General features: G+C 72.7%; 14 protein-coding genes. 10 read left to right on the forward strand and 4 right to left on the reverse strand.

The features are described from left to right. The coding region (locus tag AB0L65_RS42400) for an N-acetylmuramoyl-L-alanine amidase (RefSeq protein ID WP_364258052.1) at positions 1-1356 on the forward strand (1356 nt) is incomplete at its 5' end. Positions 1357-1553: 197 nt separating this feature from the next. Here AB0L65_RS42400 and AB0L65_RS42405 read toward each other — a convergent pair. Then, positions 1554-2534 carry a helix-turn-helix domain-containing protein gene (locus AB0L65_RS42405; protein ID WP_364258055.1) on the reverse strand — a complete coding sequence of 327 codons (981 nt, stop codon included), beginning with the start codon at positions 2532-2534 and terminating at the stop codon, positions 1554-1556. Between the two features lie 34 nt (positions 2535-2568). After that, positions 2569-3522, reverse strand: coding sequence for a LuxR C-terminal-related transcriptional regulator (locus tag AB0L65_RS42410; RefSeq protein ID WP_355210662.1), 954 nt, complete (start codon positions 3520-3522; stop codon positions 2569-2571). A 115-nt stretch (positions 3523-3637) separates the two neighbouring features. Here AB0L65_RS42410 and AB0L65_RS42415 point away from each other — a divergent pair, with 115 nt between their 5' ends. From AB0L65_RS42415 to AB0L65_RS42430, 4 genes are all read left to right on the forward strand, one after another. After that, positions 3638-7471, forward strand: coding sequence for a S8 family serine peptidase (locus AB0L65_RS42415; protein WP_364258058.1), 3834 nt, complete (start codon positions 3638-3640; stop codon positions 7469-7471). Positions 7472-7593: 122 nt separating this feature from the next. Then, a complete protein-coding gene (locus tag AB0L65_RS42420) occupies positions 7594-8484 on the forward strand; it encodes an ABC transporter ATP-binding protein (protein ID WP_364258061.1) in 891 nt (296 codons plus the stop codon). Beyond that, positions 8481-9326 (forward strand): ABC transporter permease, encoded by an 846-nt coding sequence (locus tag AB0L65_RS42425; RefSeq protein WP_364258064.1) that lies wholly within the window; start codon positions 8481-8483, stop codon positions 9324-9326. The genes AB0L65_RS42420 and AB0L65_RS42425 overlap by 4 nt, the downstream gene beginning before the upstream one ends. A gap of 122 nt (positions 9327-9448) precedes the next feature. Further along, the gene (locus AB0L65_RS42430) at positions 9449-10744 is read left to right on the forward strand and encodes a VCBS repeat-containing protein (protein ID WP_364258067.1); all 1296 of its coding nucleotides are present in this window, start codon (positions 9449-9451) and stop codon (positions 10742-10744) included. Positions 10745-10795: 51 nt separating this feature from the next. On the opposite strand, the gene AB0L65_RS42435 is transcribed toward AB0L65_RS42430, so the two are convergent. Continuing rightward, positions 10796-11434, reverse strand: coding sequence for a TetR/AcrR family transcriptional regulator (locus AB0L65_RS42435; protein ID WP_364258070.1), 639 nt, complete (start codon positions 11432-11434; stop codon positions 10796-10798). 172 nt (positions 11435-11606) lie between these two features. Between AB0L65_RS42435 and AB0L65_RS42440 the strand changes: the two genes are divergently transcribed. Genes AB0L65_RS42440 through AB0L65_RS42460 form a run of 5 tightly spaced genes read left to right on the forward strand, consistent with a single transcriptional unit; the run spans position 11607 to position 16556 of the window. After that, entirely contained in the window at positions 11607-12485 is an 879-nt protein-coding gene (locus AB0L65_RS42440; protein ID WP_364258073.1) for a sugar phosphate isomerase/epimerase, read from the forward strand. Continuing rightward, positions 12482-13522: a Gfo/Idh/MocA family oxidoreductase gene (locus AB0L65_RS42445; RefSeq protein WP_364258076.1), complete on the forward strand. Its 1041-nt coding sequence runs from the start codon at positions 12482-12484 to the stop codon at positions 13520-13522. Before AB0L65_RS42440 ends, AB0L65_RS42445 begins: the two co-directional genes overlap by 4 nt. Next, positions 13519-14313, forward strand: a complete 795-nt coding sequence (locus tag AB0L65_RS42450; protein WP_364258079.1) for a hypothetical protein — start codon at positions 13519-13521, stop codon at positions 14311-14313. Before AB0L65_RS42445 ends, AB0L65_RS42450 begins: the two co-directional genes overlap by 4 nt. A gap of 28 nt (positions 14314-14341) precedes the next feature. Beyond that, the gene (locus tag AB0L65_RS42455) at positions 14342-15613 is read left to right on the forward strand and encodes an MFS transporter (protein WP_364258082.1); all 1272 of its coding nucleotides are present in this window, start codon (positions 14342-14344) and stop codon (positions 15611-15613) included. A 25-nt stretch (positions 15614-15638) separates the two neighbouring features. Further along, entirely contained in the window at positions 15639-16556 is a 918-nt protein-coding gene (locus tag AB0L65_RS42460; protein WP_364258085.1) for an NAD(+)/NADH kinase, read from the forward strand. Between the two features lie 10 nt (positions 16557-16566). Here AB0L65_RS42460 and AB0L65_RS42465 read toward each other — a convergent pair whose 3' ends face one another. After that, positions 16567-17604: a hypothetical protein gene (locus AB0L65_RS42465; protein WP_364258088.1), complete on the reverse strand. Its 1038-nt coding sequence runs from the start codon at positions 17602-17604 to the stop codon at positions 16567-16569. Between the last annotated feature and the right edge of the window lie 19 nt (positions 17605-17623).

The raw sequence follows: 17623 nt of genomic DNA on the forward strand, positions 1-17623 counted from the left end.
GCGGCGGCCGCCGATCCGATGACCGACGCGTTCACCAAGGCGGCCTCGACGTACGAGGTGCCCCGTGACCTGCTGGTCTCGGTGGCCTACTCCGAGACCCACCTGGACGGCCACCAGGGCCAGCCCAGCGCCGACGGCGGCTACGGCGTGATGCACCTGGTCACCGCCAAGACCCTCGACAAGGCCGCCACGCTGACGAAGAAGTCCGCTTCGGCGCTGAAGTCGGACGACGCGACGAACATCGCAGGCGGCGCGGCCGTGCTTCGTGCCCTCGCCGACGAGCTCAAGCTCGACGCCACCGCCCGCAAGGACGCGGGCAAGTGGTACCAGGCGGTCGCCAAGTACGGTGGCGCCTCATCGCCCGCCGTGGCCCGGCTGTACGCCGACACCGTCTACGAGCAGCTCGCCAAGGGCGTGAACGCCAAGACGCCCGCAGGGGAGACCGTCACCGCGCCCGCACGCGCCGTGACGCCCGACCGCGGCCCGTACGCCACGGCGGACGACCTCGACAAGCCCGGCACCCTCGCGGCGAGCACCGACTACCCGGGCGCCGCGTGGGCTCCCGCGCACAGCACCAACTACGCCGTCTCCAACCGGCCCACCAGCGACGCGATCGACCGCATCGTCATTCACGTCGCGCAGGGCACCTACGCCGGGACGATCGACTGGTTCCAGACCGGGCCCCGGCCGAACCCCACCTCGGCCCACTACGTCGTCCGGTCCTCCGACGGCGCCATCACCCAGACGGTCAGGGAGAAGGACCGGGCCTTCCACGCCGGCAACTACAACCGGCGCTCGGTCGGTATCGAGCACGAGGGCTGGGTCGACAACGCGACGTGGTTCACCGACACGATGTACCGCGCGTCGGCGGCGCTGACCCGCAACATCGCCGACCGGTACGGCATCCCCAAGGACCGCACCCACATCGTGGGCCACAGCGAGGTCCCGGAGGCCGACCACACCGACCCGGGCCAGTACTGGGACTGGACCAAGTACATGCAGTACGTCACCGGTGGCGGCGGGGGCACCAACCCGCACACGCCGGAGTCGGTGTGCGGTACCGGCTACAAGGTGATCGACTCGAGCGCGCTGGGCACGGCGGGCACCGTCTACCTGCTGTACAACGCGGACAACGGGAACAACTGCGTGGCCACCATCAAGAAGACCTCGCTGGGCACGGCCACCGCCACCACGGCCTTCCTGGAGGTCGAGGGCAAGGCCCGGGTCACCGACACCGGCAACTTCGAGTACTACGCCGGACCCGTCCGGGCCGCCGCCGCCGACAAGTGCGTCAAGTGGGGCGGCAAGGCAGGGGCGAGCACGTACGAGAGCCCCTTCGAACACTGCGGAAGCTGACCCTCTGAGCTGTGGCCGGATCGCGCGGGCTCGCGATCCGGCCACATCCATGTCCTCCCCGAAAAGCTGCGATCCCGGTCGGCGCATTCGGGGACGCACGCGCCGACCGGCGTGGTGCCCCCGCACCCCCTCCCCCGACCACCCAAGACGCCTCCTGCTCCTCCACCCTGGTCGGTGGGGGAGTGGCTCTCCCGCCGTCAGGGGGACGGTGGTGGGGGTGGCTGGGAGAGGGCGGCCTGGACGCCGGCCTGGAAGCGGGTGCGGGCGCCGAGCCGGGACATCAGCTCGGCGATCCGGCGCTCCGCCGTCCGGTGGCCGACCCCGAGCTGGCGGGCGATGGCCTCGTCCGTGAGCCCCGACAGCAGGAGCGCGATCAGCCGCGCGTCGTCCCGGGAGTCCCTGGGCGGCGGGTTGCGGACGGACGGCGCCAGCCCGAGCGGCAGCGCCCGCTGCCACAACCCCTCGAAGAGCCTGATCAGCGCCTCCAGCAGCCCCGACGGATGGATGACGAGCGCCGCCACCGCGTCCGCCGGCTCATGCCTGAGCAGGAGCAGCGCCAGCCGGTCGTCCACGAGGTACAGCTTCATCGGCAGCTCGGGCAGCACCCGTGCCTGCTGGCCCGCCCCGACCATCTCCTCGATCTGCCGTAACGCGCCCTCGGCCGCCACGAAGTCCCGCTCGTAGATCATGCGGCTGGTGATCCCGCGCTCCAGCAGCTCCCGCTGCGCGGCCACGCTGCCCAGCGGGTCGAAGTACGGCCGCCTGGACAGGCACCGGAGCTGCTGCCTGGCGGCGCGCTGGATCTGGGCGTGCCGCTGCTCGACCGCCCGCCGCCCGGTGACCACCTCGACGACCACCGGCGGCGTACGCTCGCGGGCGCGCTCCTGGAAGACCTCCTCGAGCTCGCGGGCGCGTTCGCGGACCCGCAGCAGGTCGCGTTCGGCGGCGAGCAGGAGGACGTCGAGCGCCATCTCCGGGGCGACGGCGGCGTAGGCGAGTGGAGGCCCCGGGGAGGTGTTGAGCAGGCCCTTGGCCTCCAGCGACGCGAGCAGCGGCTGCAGGTCGGCGCGGGGCCAGGCGGCGGCCAGCTCGGCGAGGGTGGCGGGGGAGCGGTCGAGCAGCACCTCGTACAGCGCCTCCTCATCGGGCCCGAGCCCGATCGCGCCCAGCGAGGTCACGGCCCGTCCCCGTCCATGCCGAGCCCGGCGGCGGTCACAGCGCGTCCCCGTCCAGCCAGCCGCGTACGACCGCCTGGTAGCCCGCCTGGAAGCGGGTGCGCGCGTCGAGCCGGACCATCATCGCGCGCACGTGGCGGCGTACCGTCCGGTCGCTCCACCCGAGGTGGGCGGCGATGGCCGCGTCCGTCAGCCCCGCGGTGAGCAGCGGCAGCAGGTCCCGCTGCGCGTCGGCGGGGCCGGTCGCCTCGGCCAGCCGCCCGTGCCTGACCTGCAGCGGCACGGCCCGCTCCCAGTACATCTCGAACAACGCCGACAACGCGTCCAGCAGCGTCGAGTCGTGCACCACCAGCGCGGACTCCACCACGTGCTGGTCGTGGCGGAGCGGCATGATCGCCATGGGGAGGTCGTTCAGCGCGAGCTTGACGGGCACGTCGCCGACCCTGGCCTGCTCGCCGGCCGCGACGTAGCGGGTGATGAGCGAGAGGGTGCCCGGCACCTCCATGGCCCGCCGGTCGTACAGCGCCCGGTACTCGACCCCTCGCTCCAGCAACTCGAACTCCACCGCGTTGCCGCCCATGGGCGTCGCGTACGGCGGCGCGTCGAAGACGCTGATCTGCCGACGCGCGCTCTCCTGGAGCCGCCGGAACCACCGGCCCACCGCGTCTTTGCCGATCACCACCTCGACCAGGTCGGCGGAGTCCCCGTCCGGCACCGAGCGGTGGAAGCGCGCGGCGAGCTGGGCGGCGCGGTGGCGGGCCGCGGCCAGCTCCCGGGTGCGCGCCCGGATCAGCGCGTCCAGCCCCATCTCGGGAGAGACCGCAACATAGCGCGGCGGGTCCTCCGGGAGCCGGGTGATCAGCCCCAGCTGCTCCAGCCTGGCAGCCGTGGAGGCGGCGTGCCCCAGCTCGGCGAGCGCGGCGGGGGAGCGCTCCACCAGCGCCTCGTACAGCGCCTGCTCGGCGTACGAGAGCCCGATGATCTCCAGCACGATCACAGCATGTCCTATTTCCGCACATGGCGGGAAGAGGACTCACAATCGTCTTTCGCGGCTTTACTGCGATCTGTCATGGTTCCCGGGGACACGATGATCTCTGAGGAGACGCATGATCGGCCGGTCGCTTGTCGCGTTGGGGGTGCTGCTTTCCACCGGGATGGCCGCCCCGACCCCACCTCCCGCTCCCTCCGTACCGCCGCCGGTCGTCGGCGTGGCGGGGGAGTCCGCGAAGAAGATCACATTGATCACCGGGGACGTGGTCACCTACAGTACCGCCCCGGACGGCAGCCCGCAGGCCCAGATCCAGCCGGCCCGGCGCCCGGACGGCGCCCCGGTGTTCTTCATGTCGGTACGCGAGCCCGCCGCGTACTACGTCTACCCCACGGACGTGATGGGCCTGGTGTCGGCGGGACGCCTGGACCGGGGCCTGTTCGACGTCGCCTACCTGGCGGCCAACGGCTACTCCGACGCGGAGAGCCCCACCCTGCCGCTGATCGTCCAGCACGGGGCGCAGCAGCGCATCGCCGGGGCCCGCACCCTGGCCAGCATCGACGCCGCCGCCGTGAAGGTGGACAAGAAGGCCGCCGGGCAGTTCTGGTCCGGGGTCAGCACGGCGAGGGCCGCGTCCGAGAAGATCTGGCTCGACCGCAAGGTCCAGGTCTCGCTCGACAGGAGCGTCAAGCAGATTGGCGCGCCCGAGGCGTGGGCGGCCGGGCTCAAGGGCGCGGGCGTCAAGGTGGCCGTGCTCGACACCGGCATCGACGCCACCCACCCCGACCTCGCCGGCCGCATCGCCGCGACCGAGAACTTCAGCTCGGAGAAGACCGCCCAGGACGGCCACGGCCACGGCACGCACGTCTCCTCCATCATCGCGGGCAACGGCGCCAAGTACCGGGGCGTCGCCCCCGAGGCGTCGCTGCTGGTCGGCAAGGTGCTCAACAACTACGGCAGCGGCCTGTCATCCGACATCATCGCGGGCATGCAGTGGGCGGTCGACCAGAAGGCCCGCGTGGTCAGCATGAGCCTCGGCGGCTGCTGCCCCGGCCCGGACAACCCGCTCGACCAGGCCCTGAACAAGCTGTCCGCCGATTCGGGGGCGCTGTTCGTGGTCGCCGCGGGCAACGACGGCACGAGCCGCCAGGTCGGCGCCCCGGGCACCGCGGCCTCGGCGCTCACGGTCGCCGCCGTGGACCGCGAGGACAAGCTGGCGTCCTTCTCCAGCCGGGGTCCCACCGCGATCGACTACAGCCTCAAGCCCGACATCAGCGCCCCCGGCGTGGACATCGTCGCCGCCCGCGCGGCCGGCACGTCCATGGGCGAGCCCGCCGAGGACGGCTACACCACCGCGTCCGGCACCTCGATGGCCACCCCGCACGTCGCGGGCGCCGCCGCGCTGCTCGCCCAGCAGCACCCCGACTGGACGAACACCCAGCTCAAGGCCGCGCTCACCAGCTCCGCCCACGGCGACGGCCAGGACGCCTACGAGCAGGGCGCCGGCCGGGTGGACGTCGCCCGCGCCGTCAAGCAGCAGGTGCGCGGCTCCGGCGGCATCGACTTCGGCTTCCTGTCCTCGCCCCAGAACGGCCCGGTCACCAAGACCCTCACCTACACCAACGACGGCGACCAGCCGGTCACCCTCACGCTGAGCACGGGCGTCAAGGCGCACCGGGGCGGCGACGTGCCCGCGCGCACGCTCACCGTCGACCGTGACACGGTCACCGTCCCCGCGCACGGCACCGCGCCGGTCTCGGTCACGTTCGACCCCGCGGGCCCCGACACCTGGTACGAGGGCTCCGTCCGCGCCACCGGCGAGAACGGCCAGGTCCAGGTGAACACGGCCGTGGGCGCGTTCGTCGAGCCGAAGAAGGTCACCGTCCGGGCCCGGGTGGTGCTGCCCGACGGCGCGAGCGCCGCCACGGAGAACCCGTGGATGTTCATGCGCACCGACGACCGCGACGACCTCCAGTACGCCTACACCCCCGCCTCGGGCACCGAGACCGAAGCCCAGGTCTACCCCGGCACCTACAGCGTGCTCACCGCGCTGGCCTGGCGCGGCGCGGACGGCGAATGGGTCCAGTCGCTCCCGTCCGACCCGCAGATCGAGATCACCAAGGACACCACGGTCACGCTCGACCTGCGCAAGGCGCGCAAGGTGTCCGTGCGGACGCCGCGCGAGTCGGAGACCCGCCTGTCGCAGTACGCCTACCGGCGCACCGCGGCCAACGGCGTCGGCTACGTCGACGTGCAGTCCCTGTACCCGCAGTACGGGCTGGACAACTACGTGATGCTGCCCACCCGTAAGGTCACCCAGGGCACGTTCACCCTCAACGGCCGCTACCAGCTCGGCGCACCCGCCATCACCATGTCGGTGCCCGGCGGCCCCCGCATCACCCCCCGCTACCAGGACGTGGCGCCGCAGACGCCCAAGCTCGACGGCCGCAGCAGGCTCTCGCTGGCCTACGCCGGCAAGGGCACCGACTTCGGCGGTCTGGACGTGCGCGGCAAGCTCGTCCTGCTCAACCTCGAGGACCTCTGCCCGGCCGTGGCCTGCACGGGCAACGCCCTGGACCGGGTCAAGGCCGCCCAGCAGGCGGGGGCCGTGGGAGTCCTCGGGTACGGGGCCGTCAACCGGCCCTTCCTCGACCCGGCGGGCAGCTGGCCCACGTACCCGATCCCGACCATGAGCCTGACCGCCGAGCAGGGGCGGGCCCTGGCAACCCTGGCCGGGCGGCGGCCGGTGACGGTCACGGCGGAGGGCGTCGCGACCACGCCGTACCTGTACTCGCTGATGCTGCCCGAGCAGGGCCGCGTCCCCGCCGACCTCTCCTACTCGCTCAGGACCGGCGACCTGCAGCGCATCGAGGACCGTTTCCACGCCGACCGGCCCGGCGCGGTCGAGCTGAGCACGTCGGCGGGGATGGTGCGGCCTGCCAGGTTCGCGAACACGTGGTCCATGGAGCACACCGTGCGGGCGCAGACGACCTTCACGGAGTACGTCGGGCCCGTCTCGCCGGACGTCGTCTGGACCCGCACGAACACGATGAACTACGACGAGGGCGGCGACTTCTACAACAAGCGCGCGCTGTCGGCGACCGCGGTGGACATCTTCGCCACCGCGGGCACGCGGACCGAGCCATGGGGGATCCAGCCCCGCGTGCCGGGCAACGTCGTCGTCTCCGACGCGGTGCTCCGCTCCGGGACCGCCCAGTGCTTCCCCTGCCGGACGAAGGACACCTTCCTGTCGGCCCTGCCGATCATGGGCCCGGTGCCGAACCACCAGGAGGCGTTCGCGTACAACGCCAACTTCCAGGGTGACAAGCACGGCGGCAAGGACGAGCTGCGCCTGTACCGCGACGGGCGGGAGGTCCCGCTCGTCGAGGCGACGGTCGTGATCGCCATCTTCGCGATCATCGTGCCGACCTTCACCCTCCCGGAGACGGAGGCCTCCTACCGGCTCACCGACAAGTTCCACACCCCGAACCCGTCCCAGCTGTACGCCAAGGACGTCGAGACCGCCTGGACGTTCAAGTCGAAGCGGCCCACCGGCGGGATGCAGACCACGGACGACGGGCTCTGCCTGGCCTGGTTCGCCACGGGCAAGCTGGCGCCGTGCGAGCCGGTCCGGCGGCTCAACCTCCGCTACGACGTGCCCCTCGACCTGGACAACCGCCTCAAGGCGGGCACGCCGCACCGGATCACCGTCACCGGCTACCACGGGTCCTACGGCACACCGGACGCGAAGGTCAGGGACGTGAAGCTCTCGGTCACGTTCGACGACGGCGCCCACTGGACGCCGGTTCGCGTCTCGGCCTCCGGCCAGGCCACCGTCACACCTCCCACGCTGGCGGCCACCACGGGCGCCGTGGGCCTGCGGGCCCAGGCGACGGACGCAGAGGGCAACACCGTCGAGCAGACCGTCCAGCGGGCGTACGGCCTGAAGTGACCTCGCACGGCCGCGCCAAGCAACCTGCGTTGACTAAGTCGGAATTAGTCAACTAGGGTTGCTTGCGCGGCCGGGCTCTCCGGGCGCCACGCCGAGGCGTGCTCCCACGAGAGGCGAGATCCATGACGACGAGCGAAGTCGTGCTGGACGTCGAGGGCCTGCGGATGCGTTACGGCCCCGCCGACGTCCTGCACGACGTGACCTTCCGGGCACGCCGGGGCGAGGTGGTGTGCCTGCTCGGCCCGAACGGCGCGGGCAAGACCACCACGATCGAGATCCTCGAAGGCTTCCGCATGCGGTCGGCCGGCCGGGTCGAGGTGCTGGGCACCGATCCGGCCCGCGGCGGCGAGGACTGGCGGGCGCGGGTCGGGGTCGTCCTGCAGTCCTGGCGCGACCACGGCAAATGGCGGGTACGCGAGCTGCTCGAGCACCTCGGCCGTTACTACGCCGCGTACGCCACCGAGACCGTCGCCCGGCCGTGGCGGGCCGACCGGCTCATCGCGGCGGTAGGGCTGACCGAGCAGGCGGAGCACAAGATCAGGACGCTCTCCGGCGGCCAGCGGCGCAGGTTCGACGTGGCCGTCGGCCTCGTGGGCCGCCCCGAGCTGGTCTTTCTCGACGAGCCCACCGCCGGGCTCGACCCGGTGGCCCGGCGCGCCTTCCACGAGCTGGTCCTGGAGCTCGCCGCCGAGGGCGACACCACGATCCTGCTCACCACCCACGACCTGGCAGAGGCCGAGAAGCTCGCCGACCGCATCATGGTGCTCGACGGGGGCCGCATCGTCGCGGACGGCACGGTCGCGCAGCTCGCCCACCAGATCGCCGGCGAGGACGAGGTGCGCTGGACCCGCGACGGACAGCGCTTCGCCCGATCGGCCACCGAGTCGACCCGGCTGGTGTTCGACCTGTTCAAGCGGTACGGCGAGGAGATCGAGGACCTCGAGGTGCGCCGCGCCTCGCTGGAGGACACCTACCTCTCCCTCGTCCGGCAGGCGGAGGAGGCAGCCCGATGAGCCCGACCGCGACGGCCTGGCGGGCCGGCTGGTCCCGCGGACTGATCGAGCTGCGGCAGTCGTTCACGAACGGCGCCGACCTGTTCGGCCACTTCCTCTGGCCCGTGCTGATGCTGGTCACCACGTACTTCCTGCGGAACGTGTCCTTCGGGCAGAGCGGGCTCTCCCTCGGAGCCCTGGCCCTGCCGGGCATCCTCGGCATGAACGCCGGGATGTCCATGGTGAGCATGAGCCAGCACCTCACCGCCGACCGCGAGGACGGCACCCTGCTGCGCGCCAAGGCCACGCCGCACGGGATGACCGGCTACCTGCTCGGGAAGATCATCCTTGTCGCCGGCGGGCTGGTCGCCGACCTCGCGATCTTCCTGGTTCCCGGCATGTTCCTGGTGCCCGGCCTGGCGTTCGGCGACGCGGGTGCCTGGCTGACCGTGCTCTGGGTGCTCGTGCTGGGGCTGGTGGCGACGCTGCCGCTGGGGGCGGTGCTGGGCTCGGTGTTCGTCAGCGCCCGCAGCCAGGGGCTGATCCAGCTCCCCGTCCTGGGCCTGATCGCGATCTCCGGCATCTTCTACCCGATCACGGCGTTGCCGGAGTGGGTGCAGTGGATCGCCCAGGCGTTCCCGGTCTACTGGCTCGGGCTCGGCATGCGCTCGGCCCTGCTCCCGGACGCCGCGGCGGCCGTCGAGATCGGCGCGTCCTGGCGGCCGGTGGAGACGGCCGGGGTGCTGGTGGCCTGGGCCGTGCTCGGCCTGCTCACGGCCCCGTTCCTGCTGCGCAGGATGGCCCGCGGGGAGTCGGGCTCCAGCGTCGCGGCCCGCCGCGAGAAGGCCCTGCAGCGGATCTGACGCGCCCTGCGACGCCGCGAGAAGGCCCCGGGCGGCGGGGGCGCGGGTGGCGGAAAGCGGGTGGCGGAAAGCGGTGGCGGAAACCCGGCGCTCGGCAGGGTCGCGCACTAAGCTCGGTGCCTGTGCCGCGAAGGGTGATGATCTGGCCGGCGTTGGTCCTCCTGCTCGCCGGATGCGGCGGCGTCCGGCCTGCGCCCAGCCCCGCCGGTCAGCCGCCGTCGGCGTCCACCCCGGCTCCGACGCCGACCGCCACCCCGACCTCCGCGCCGACCCCCGCGCGGCGTTCGGCCAAGGCCGGCGGGCGGCCCGACGACGTCAACGGCGACGGCCGTGCGGACCTGCTCGTCTACGCCGAGCTGCTCCGACCGGGCCTGCGCTTCCTCGCGGTCGTCTACGGCTCGCCCCGGGGACTGCGCACCGGCAGGCCGGCGATCGTGTCATCGCGGACGTTCTTCGCCTGGCAGATCGACCCGGGCATCCGAGCCGACCTCGACGGGGACGGCTTCGGCGACATCCTGGGCTACGGGCGGCCAGGCGATCGCGACGAGACGATGGGCCCGCACATCTTCTGGGGCGGCCCGGACGGCATCGACACCGGAACGCTCCCGACCCCGGTGCCGCCGCCCGTCAAGACCACCACGGCGACGTTCCGGTCCGTCGCCGGCGACTTCGACGGCGACGGGGCCGCCGACGTGGCGATGTCCGCCGACGACAACCGAGGCGGCTCCAACCTGGTCGTGATGTACGGCCCGTTCAGCCGCGCGGGCGTGCCGAGCCGCCGGACCGTCCAGCCCTCGCCCACAGGTGGCGACTTCTGGCGGATGGCCGTCGACGAGATCGACGGGCGGCACGCGACCGGGCTGGTCGTGTTCGAGGGCGACGACGGCGAGCAGGCCTCCGGGTGGCTGCTGAACGGCGGTCCGGACGGCCTGGCGAAGACGGGGCGCAGGCTGGGCAAGGGCATGGCGGCCACGTTCGGCGACTTCGACGGCGACGGCGCCAGGGACCTGGCGGTCGGCGACGACGGCAGCCGCAACGACGAGCCCGGCACCGAGACCGAGGCGCCCGACGTCGACAGGACGCTGACCGTCTACTACGGCGACGGCCGCACCCGGACGTTCAAGGGCGACAGGGGCTCGGCGGTCGCCGGCGACTTCAACGGCGACGGCCGTGACGACCTCGCCTTCGGCGGGGCGCGCGACGGGCGTGAGCCGGTCCGGATGTTCTGGGGCGGCCCCGGCGGCCTGCGCGCCGGTGGCGGCATCAGCGGCCTCGACCGCGGCGCGCCGCTGGCGGCGGGCGACTACGACGGCGACGGGGACGACGAGCTCGTCCTCGCCGCCGGCGACGACGTCCTCGACGTCATGGTGACGGACGGCAGGAGCGTCCTGACCCGCTTCGACCTGCCACCCCGCTGAACCCCCCGGCATCGGGGTGACGCTTCAGGACCCGCCGTCGACTGCGCGGGCTCAGGAGGGCGTGACCGGCGCGTACGCGCCGCTCCTCCATCGCGCCAGCGTGTGGTCGAGGTGGAAGTCGAAGAGGCCGACCAGGTCCACGGTGGGATCGAGCAGCCACTGGATCTCCAGGCCGTCCATGGTGGCGCAGAGCGCGCGTACCTCGGCCTCGGCCTGCGCGTCGGTCAACGGCGGGATCTCTCCCGTCTCCGCCGTCGCGAGCAGGCGTTTGACCAGCATGTTCACGATGCCCGTGTAGCGGTCCTGGATGAAGGCGCGCGCCGGGTGCTTCTCGTTGGACGCCTCGCCCGTGAGGTGGATGAACAGCTCGAGCAGACCCCGGTGGTGGGTGTGGTACGTCATGAGGTCGCGCAGGTCGTCGAAGGCCGACAGCCCGTCGCGCCGTTCGTGCCGGAGCGCGGCTGTCTCCCGCGCCCACCATTCGAGCACCGCGGCGAGCAGCTCCTCCTTGTCCTGGAAATGGCGGAGCAGGGCCGCCGGTGAGACGCCCACGTCCGCGGCGATCTGCCGCATGGACGCCCCGTTGTAGCCGCGCTCGCCGAAGGCCTTGGCGGCGGCGCTGACGATCTGCTCGCGGCGCTTGATGCCGCTCCGGTACGGGCCGCGCGGGGTCCCGCCGACGTTCGCCACCCTCTGAGCCTCCCACGGAAAATCTTCGGATCAACCTCTTGCGTCAAAAGCTATCAGGCGTTTACGTTTTGAGTCCCAAAGGTTAACACTCGATCACATTTCCCCGATGGGCTCCGTTACGCCCTGGAGCAGGCGCGACGCCACATGCTCGCGCCCTTGGAAGGACCCCGAGATGATCGGCATCAACCCGCTACCCTGGCTGCTCGGGCCGTCCGGTTTCACGCTGGACGTCCCCACCCTGCGCACCGCCTTCGCCGAGATCGCCGAGGCGGGCTTCACCGCCGTCCAGGCCGACGTGCCCGAGGGCACCTCGGCGACCGCCTACCTGGCCCTCCTCGGCGACTACGGACTCGCCCCCGCGCCCGGCTACTTCCAGGGCACGTACGAGAACCCCGAGGCGATGCCCGGCCTCCTCGAACACGCCAGGCGGCACGCGGGAACGCAGGCCGCGCTCGGCATGACCGAGGTGTTCATCGCCTCGGCCCTCACCCCGGAACGGCTCGCCGCACCCGCGACCGGCGCCGCGTACGACCCGGACAGGCTCGCCACCGTCATCGAGAACCTCGCCCGGACCTGCGAGGTCATCACCGGCGAGGGGCTGCGCCCGTGCCTGCACCCGCACGTCGGCACCTGGATCGAGACCGAGGAGGAGACCCGCGCGGTCCTGGACGCCATCGCCCCGGAACTGCTCTCCTTCGGACCCGACACCGGCCACCTGCACTGGGCGGGCGCGGAACCGGCCGAACTGATCACCCGCTACCGCGACCGGGTCGGCGCGGCCCACCTCAAGGACGTCCACACCGCCGTCGCCCGGCAGGCCCGCGAGGCGGGCGCGGACTACCGGGAGGCCACCGTGGCCCGCCACCTGTGGACCGAGCCGGGTCAGGGTGACGTGGATCTCGAAGGGGCGCTCGCCGCGCTGCCCGCGGGGTTCGGCGGGTGGCTGGTGGTCGAGGTCGACGTACCCGACCACGGCACCCCCAAGGACAGCGCGCTCCTGTCGCGCCAGTGGGTCACCGAACACCTCACCACCGCAGAGGAGCGTCGATGACCATCGGCGTCGGATTCATCGGAGCGGGCCCGGTCACCCAGGCCATCCACCTCCCCGCCGTCGCCGGGCTGTCCGACCGGCTGCACGTGGCCCGCGTCATGGACGTGGACGAGGGCACCGCGGCCGCGGTCGCCGCCCGCGCCGGGGCCGCCCACGGCACCTCCGTCGAAGAGCTGCTCGCCGACCCCGCCGTAGAGATCGTCGCCGTGTGCAGCCCGCACGCCTGCCACGCCGAGCAGGCCGAGGCCGCCTGCGCGGCGGGGAAGAAGGCGGTCCTGGTGGAGAAGCCGCTGGCCACGACCCTGGACGACGCCCGCAGGATCGCCAAGGCGGCACACGACACCGGCGTCCCGATCGTGGTCGGCGCCATGCACACCTACGACCCGGCGTGGCTGGCCGCCGAGCGCCACTGGGGCGACCTGCCCGCCACCGCCCGCCGGATCCGCTCACGCATCGTGCTCCCGCCCAACGCCCGCTTCGAGACGCTGGCGACCCAGCTGCACGCCGAACCGGTGTTCCCCGTCCGCGCCGGCGACCCGTCCGACCCGGCGGTGCGGGCGGCGTCCATCCGGGGAGCCGTTCTCGGCCTGGCCATCCACAACCTCCCGCTGGTACGGCGCTTCCTGCCGCACGTCGAACGCGTGGACGTCACCCGGCCTCTCAGCCCGTTCGGTTACGTCCTCACCTTCCAGGGCGGCGGGCGGACGGCCGAGCTCATCGGGTACCTGCACCGGGGCTGGCGGGAGGAGTGGAGCTTCGAGGTGTGGGGTGACGACGGCGAACTGCGGCTCGACTTCACCCCGTCGTACGTGCGCGCCGGCTCGGCCACCGCGGAGCTTCGCACCCCCGCCGGCCTGCACACCTTCGGCCCCCACCCCGACAACGGCTACACCGGCGAGTGGCAGCACCTCGCCGCCCTGGCCACCGGCGCCGAACCGCTCCGCTACGCCGCGTCCGACCTCGTCGACGACCTCGCCTACGCGCTGGACCTCGCGGAACGCGCCGCCGACCTGCTGCTCCAAGGGACCGCCGCATGACCAGCACCACTCTCGCACCGCTGCCCGTCACCCTCACCGGGAGCACCGACCACCCCGCCGTTCACGCCACGCTGGCGTCGCTGCCCAAGTACTTCCGCCCCGCCACCCCCGGCGGCCCGATCATCGGCACGGTCACCGCCGTGCCGACCCTGGCCACCCTGCGCGGCGCGCTGGATGCCCGACCCACCGGCACCCTGCTCGCCGAGGTCGCCGGGGTCGCGGACGTGCGGGAGCTCGCCGAACGTGCGGCCGCAGCCGGGATCCCCGTCGTCGTGGCCGGGCCCTGGGCGCTCGACCCGGCGGTCGCAGCCCTCGCCGGAGCCCTGGACGCCGAGGACGCCTCGCTCATCGAGGTGACCGCGACGGTCCCGGCCGGGAGCTCACCAACGGACGTCCTGCTCGACCAGCTCGCCCTGCTGCGTACCGCGATCGGCCCCGCCCGGGGGGTCGAGGTGATCCAGGCCGACGCCCACGGGCACCTCGCGCGGGCCCACGTCGGCGACGTGCCCGTGCACCTCGCCGCGGCCGTCTCCGGCCTGGGCACCCGGCGGGCGCGGCTGGACGTGCTGGGGCCGGCCGTCCAGTGGCGGCTCTCGTTCCCCGATCCCGCGACGGCCCGCCCGGCCACCGTCGTCCGCACCGACGCGGACGGCGAACGCCTGCTCCCCACCCTGTACGAGAGCGCGTACCGCGCCGCCTGGCGTCACCTGCACGCCGCCGTCACCGACGGCACGGTCCCGCCGTATTCGCTGCACGACCTCGCCGACGACCTCGACCTGCTCCACAACTGACCCCCCTGCTCCACCTCCGGAGGTCCCCGTGACCGCTCTCCCGACCCCGGCCGCGACCGGCCCGCACGACGCGCCGGCCGCCCCCGCGAGCACCCGCTTCATCACCCTGTACGCCTTCGGCCAGCTCGGCCTCTGGGCCGCCCTGCTGACCCCGATCACCGTGACCCTCTCGGTCAAGGTCGGCGCCGTCGCCCCCGACACCAAGGCCGCCAGCCTCGGGCTCATCCTGTCCGTGGGCGCGTTCCTGTCCATGGCCATCACCCCCATCTGGGGCAACCTCTCCGACCGCACCACCAGCCGCTTCGGCCGCCGCCGACCCTGGCTGGCGGGCGGCGCCCTCGCGGGGGCGGCGGGGCTGCTCATCATGGCGCTCGCGCAGAACGTCCCCACCATCCTGCTCGGCTGGTGCGTCACCCAGGCCGGCTACAACGCCGCCCAGGCCGCGCTCAACGCCATCAACCCCGACCACATACCGGAGCGGCAGCGCGGACGGGTCTCCGGCGTCATCGGCCTGATGAGCAACGTCGGCATCCTGGCCGGCACGTTCATCACCACATCCGTCGCCGGCAGCACGTTCCTCATGTTCCTGCTGCCGGGGGTCTTCGCGTTCGTCGCGCTCGGGCTGCTGATCGCGTTCCTGCCCGACCGTCCCGCCGACCGGGCCGCGCTCGGCCCGTTCCGCCCTCTCGACCTGCTGCGCAGCCTGTGGGTCAACCCCTTCGCCCACCGCGACTTCGGCTGGGCCTTCGCCGGCCGCTTCCTGATCTTCACGGGGAACGCGTTCAAGCTGACGTTCGGCTTCTACGTCATCACCGACCGCCTCGGCTACAGCCCCACCGAGGCCGTGTCCCTGGTCTTCACCGCCACGCTCGTCTTCACCTGCGGCTCGCTGGTCACGGCCACGATCGGCGGGTGGCTCTCCGACCGGCTGGGACGCAGGAAGATCTTCGTGCTGGTGGCGTCCCTGATCATGGGGGTGGGGCTGCTGACCCTCGGCTTCACCACCACCTACCCCCAGTACCTGGTCGGCTCGCTGATCCTGGGCCTGGGGACCGGGGCGTATATGGCCGTCGACATCGCGCTGGTCGTGCGGGTCCTGCCCAACCCCGACAACGCGGCCAAGGACCTGGCCGTCTTCCAGATCGCCAACTCGCTGCCCCAGTCGCTGGCCCCGCTGATCGCGCCGCTCTTCCTCACCATCGGCGGCGGCACCGACAACTATCCCGCCGCCTTCACGGCCGCCCTGGTGTTCGCCGTGCTCGGCGCCCTGACGGTGATTCCCATCCGAAAGGTCCGCTGACCGCATCGCTGGGTAGGGGCACCACGTGAAGCACTTCACTCTTGGGCTGGTGGTGCACCCCGACCGGCCGGTGCAGGACTCCGTACGGCTGATCCTCCGGCACGCGCGGCGCGCCGGAGGCGCGGTCATCGCCCGGCGGTGCGACGCCGGGCGGGTGGGGCCGGAGGTCGAGATCGTCACGCCCGAGGAGTTCGTCGAGCGGGTGACCAGAGTGATCAGCCTGGGCGGCGACGGCACCATGCTGGGCGCGATGCGCCTGGTGGTCGGCCGCCAGGTGCCGGTGCTCGGCGTCAACCACGGGCACCTGGGCTTCCTCATCGAGGTGACCCCGTCGGAGCTGGAGCCGGCCCTCGACCGCCTCGCCGAGGGCCACTACACCCTCGAACCGCACAGCTGCCTGGAGGCCGACGACCACACCGCGTTCAACGACATCGTGGTCACCGCCGCCGAGCCGCTGTCCAGCCTGACCCTCGACCTCGAGGTCAACGGCCTGAGGCACGGCTACTACCGCGCGGACGCGGTGATCGTCTGCACCCCGACCGGCTCGACGGCCTACAACCACGCGGCCGGCGGCCCGATCATCTCCCCGTCCACCGAGGCCGTCGCCCTGACCCCGGTGGCCCCGATGTCCGGCATCAGCCGCTCGGTCATCCTCGGCAAGGACGACCACATCGTGCTGCGCAACCCGTCGGACGACATGACGCTGCTCTTCTCCGTGGACGGCACCCCCGCCAGGCAGCTCGGCCCCGGAGCCGAGCTGTCCGCGCGGCTGCGTACGGACGCGGTGGACGTCGTACGGTTCGACGCCGACACCTACGCCCAGCGCAAGCGGATCAAGCTCAGCCTGCTCGACCTGCCGCTCAGGCCGGACCAGCTCGTCGAGCTGATCCCGCAACCCCTGCGCGAGCAGGCCGAGCGGCTGCGCCAGACGATGACCCGCTAGACCTGACCCGCTAGACCCGGACGCCGGCCTTCCGCCACGCCTTCAGCAGCCGGCGGGCCGAGCCGCCGATCGGGCCGACGGCCTCGTAGAGCACCTCCCGCGACACCGGCTCGGCCTGCGTCACGGCGGTCACGGCCTCGTCCGCGTTGGTGATCGTGTGGGAGCAGACGCTCAGCAGGTAGGCGGGGATGTTCAGGCGCGGGTCCGTGCAGCCCACCAGCGGGACGCCCACGGCCGCGACCACCGGGAAGACCGTGCCCGGGATGCCGATGGCGGCCTCGGCCCTGGCCGACGCCTGGACCGACGGCACGGAGCTGATCTCGTACTTCTCCCAGAGCGAGCGGTCCTCGCGGGGGTGCAGTCCCACGAGGATGTGCTTGCCCGCCGCCGCCAGCCGATCGGCGGCGGCCAGCAGCAGCTCGGTGCCCGGGGCCGAGCCGCCCGTGCTGCTGGACTTGGTCACGCTGGTGAGCACCAGGACGGTGCCGGGCTCAGGGGCGTGCCTGGGCAGGTCGTCGGTCTGCGGGGTGCCGACCACCGTGATCGGGCGGCGCGTGCCCAGGTAGTCGTCGAACACCTTGGCCTCGGCCGGCGAGGACGCGGTGACCGCCCTGAGCCGGTCGCGGAACTCCTTGGCGCGCGGCGCCTCGACCGGCAGCTGGTACGCCAGCGAGCTCGCGACCAACGGCAGCGTCCGGAACCGGGCGGCGCACTCCGCCGGCCAGTCCCCGGCGCCCGTCACGACGAGCAGATCGGCGTCCGGAACGCGGTCCGGCGTCGCGACCGGCACCGGGTCGCCCGGCTTGATCCCCGTCAGGTCGGGCACCAGTTGCGTGATCTCCCACCCGCGCCGCCGCGCCTCCGGGAGCAGCGGGGCCACGTGGTAGGTGCCCCACGGCTCGTTCGTGGCGATCAGAACCCGGGGCGCCCTCCCGAGCGTGGCCGCCTGGGCGGCGGTGCCGCCCAGGACGGCGAGGCCCGCTCCGGAGAGCGCGCCGGCGAGGAGGGAACGACGGGTGAGCAGGGAAGATCTGTCATCGACTTTCACGTGACCGGAATCTAGGGGG

The sequence above is a fragment of the Nonomuraea sp. NPDC052116 genome, from assembly GCF_040680035.1.
GTDB lineage: Bacteria > Actinomycetota > Actinomycetes > Streptosporangiales > Streptosporangiaceae > Nonomuraea > Nonomuraea angiospora_A.

Bases quoted from the DNA above. Each gene is read 5' to 3' on its own strand.
- AB0L65_RS42415 (WP_364258058.1), top strand. From the start codon at position 3,638: ATGATCGGCCGGTCGCTTGTCGCGTTGGGGGTGCTGCTTTCCACCGGG.
- AB0L65_RS42420 (WP_364258061.1), top strand. From the start codon at position 7,594: ATGACGACGAGCGAAGTCGTGCTGGACGTCGAGGGCCTGCGGATGCGT.
- AB0L65_RS42425 (WP_364258064.1), top strand. From the start codon at position 8,481: ATGAGCCCGACCGCGACGGCCTGGCGGGCCGGCTGGTCCCGCGGACTG.
- AB0L65_RS42440 (WP_364258073.1), top strand. From the start codon at position 11,607: ATGATCGGCATCAACCCGCTACCCTGGCTGCTCGGGCCGTCCGGTTTC.
- AB0L65_RS42445 (WP_364258076.1), top strand. From the start codon at position 12,482: ATGACCATCGGCGTCGGATTCATCGGAGCGGGCCCGGTCACCCAGGCC.
- AB0L65_RS42450 (WP_364258079.1), top strand. From the start codon at position 13,519: ATGACCAGCACCACTCTCGCACCGCTGCCCGTCACCCTCACCGGGAGC.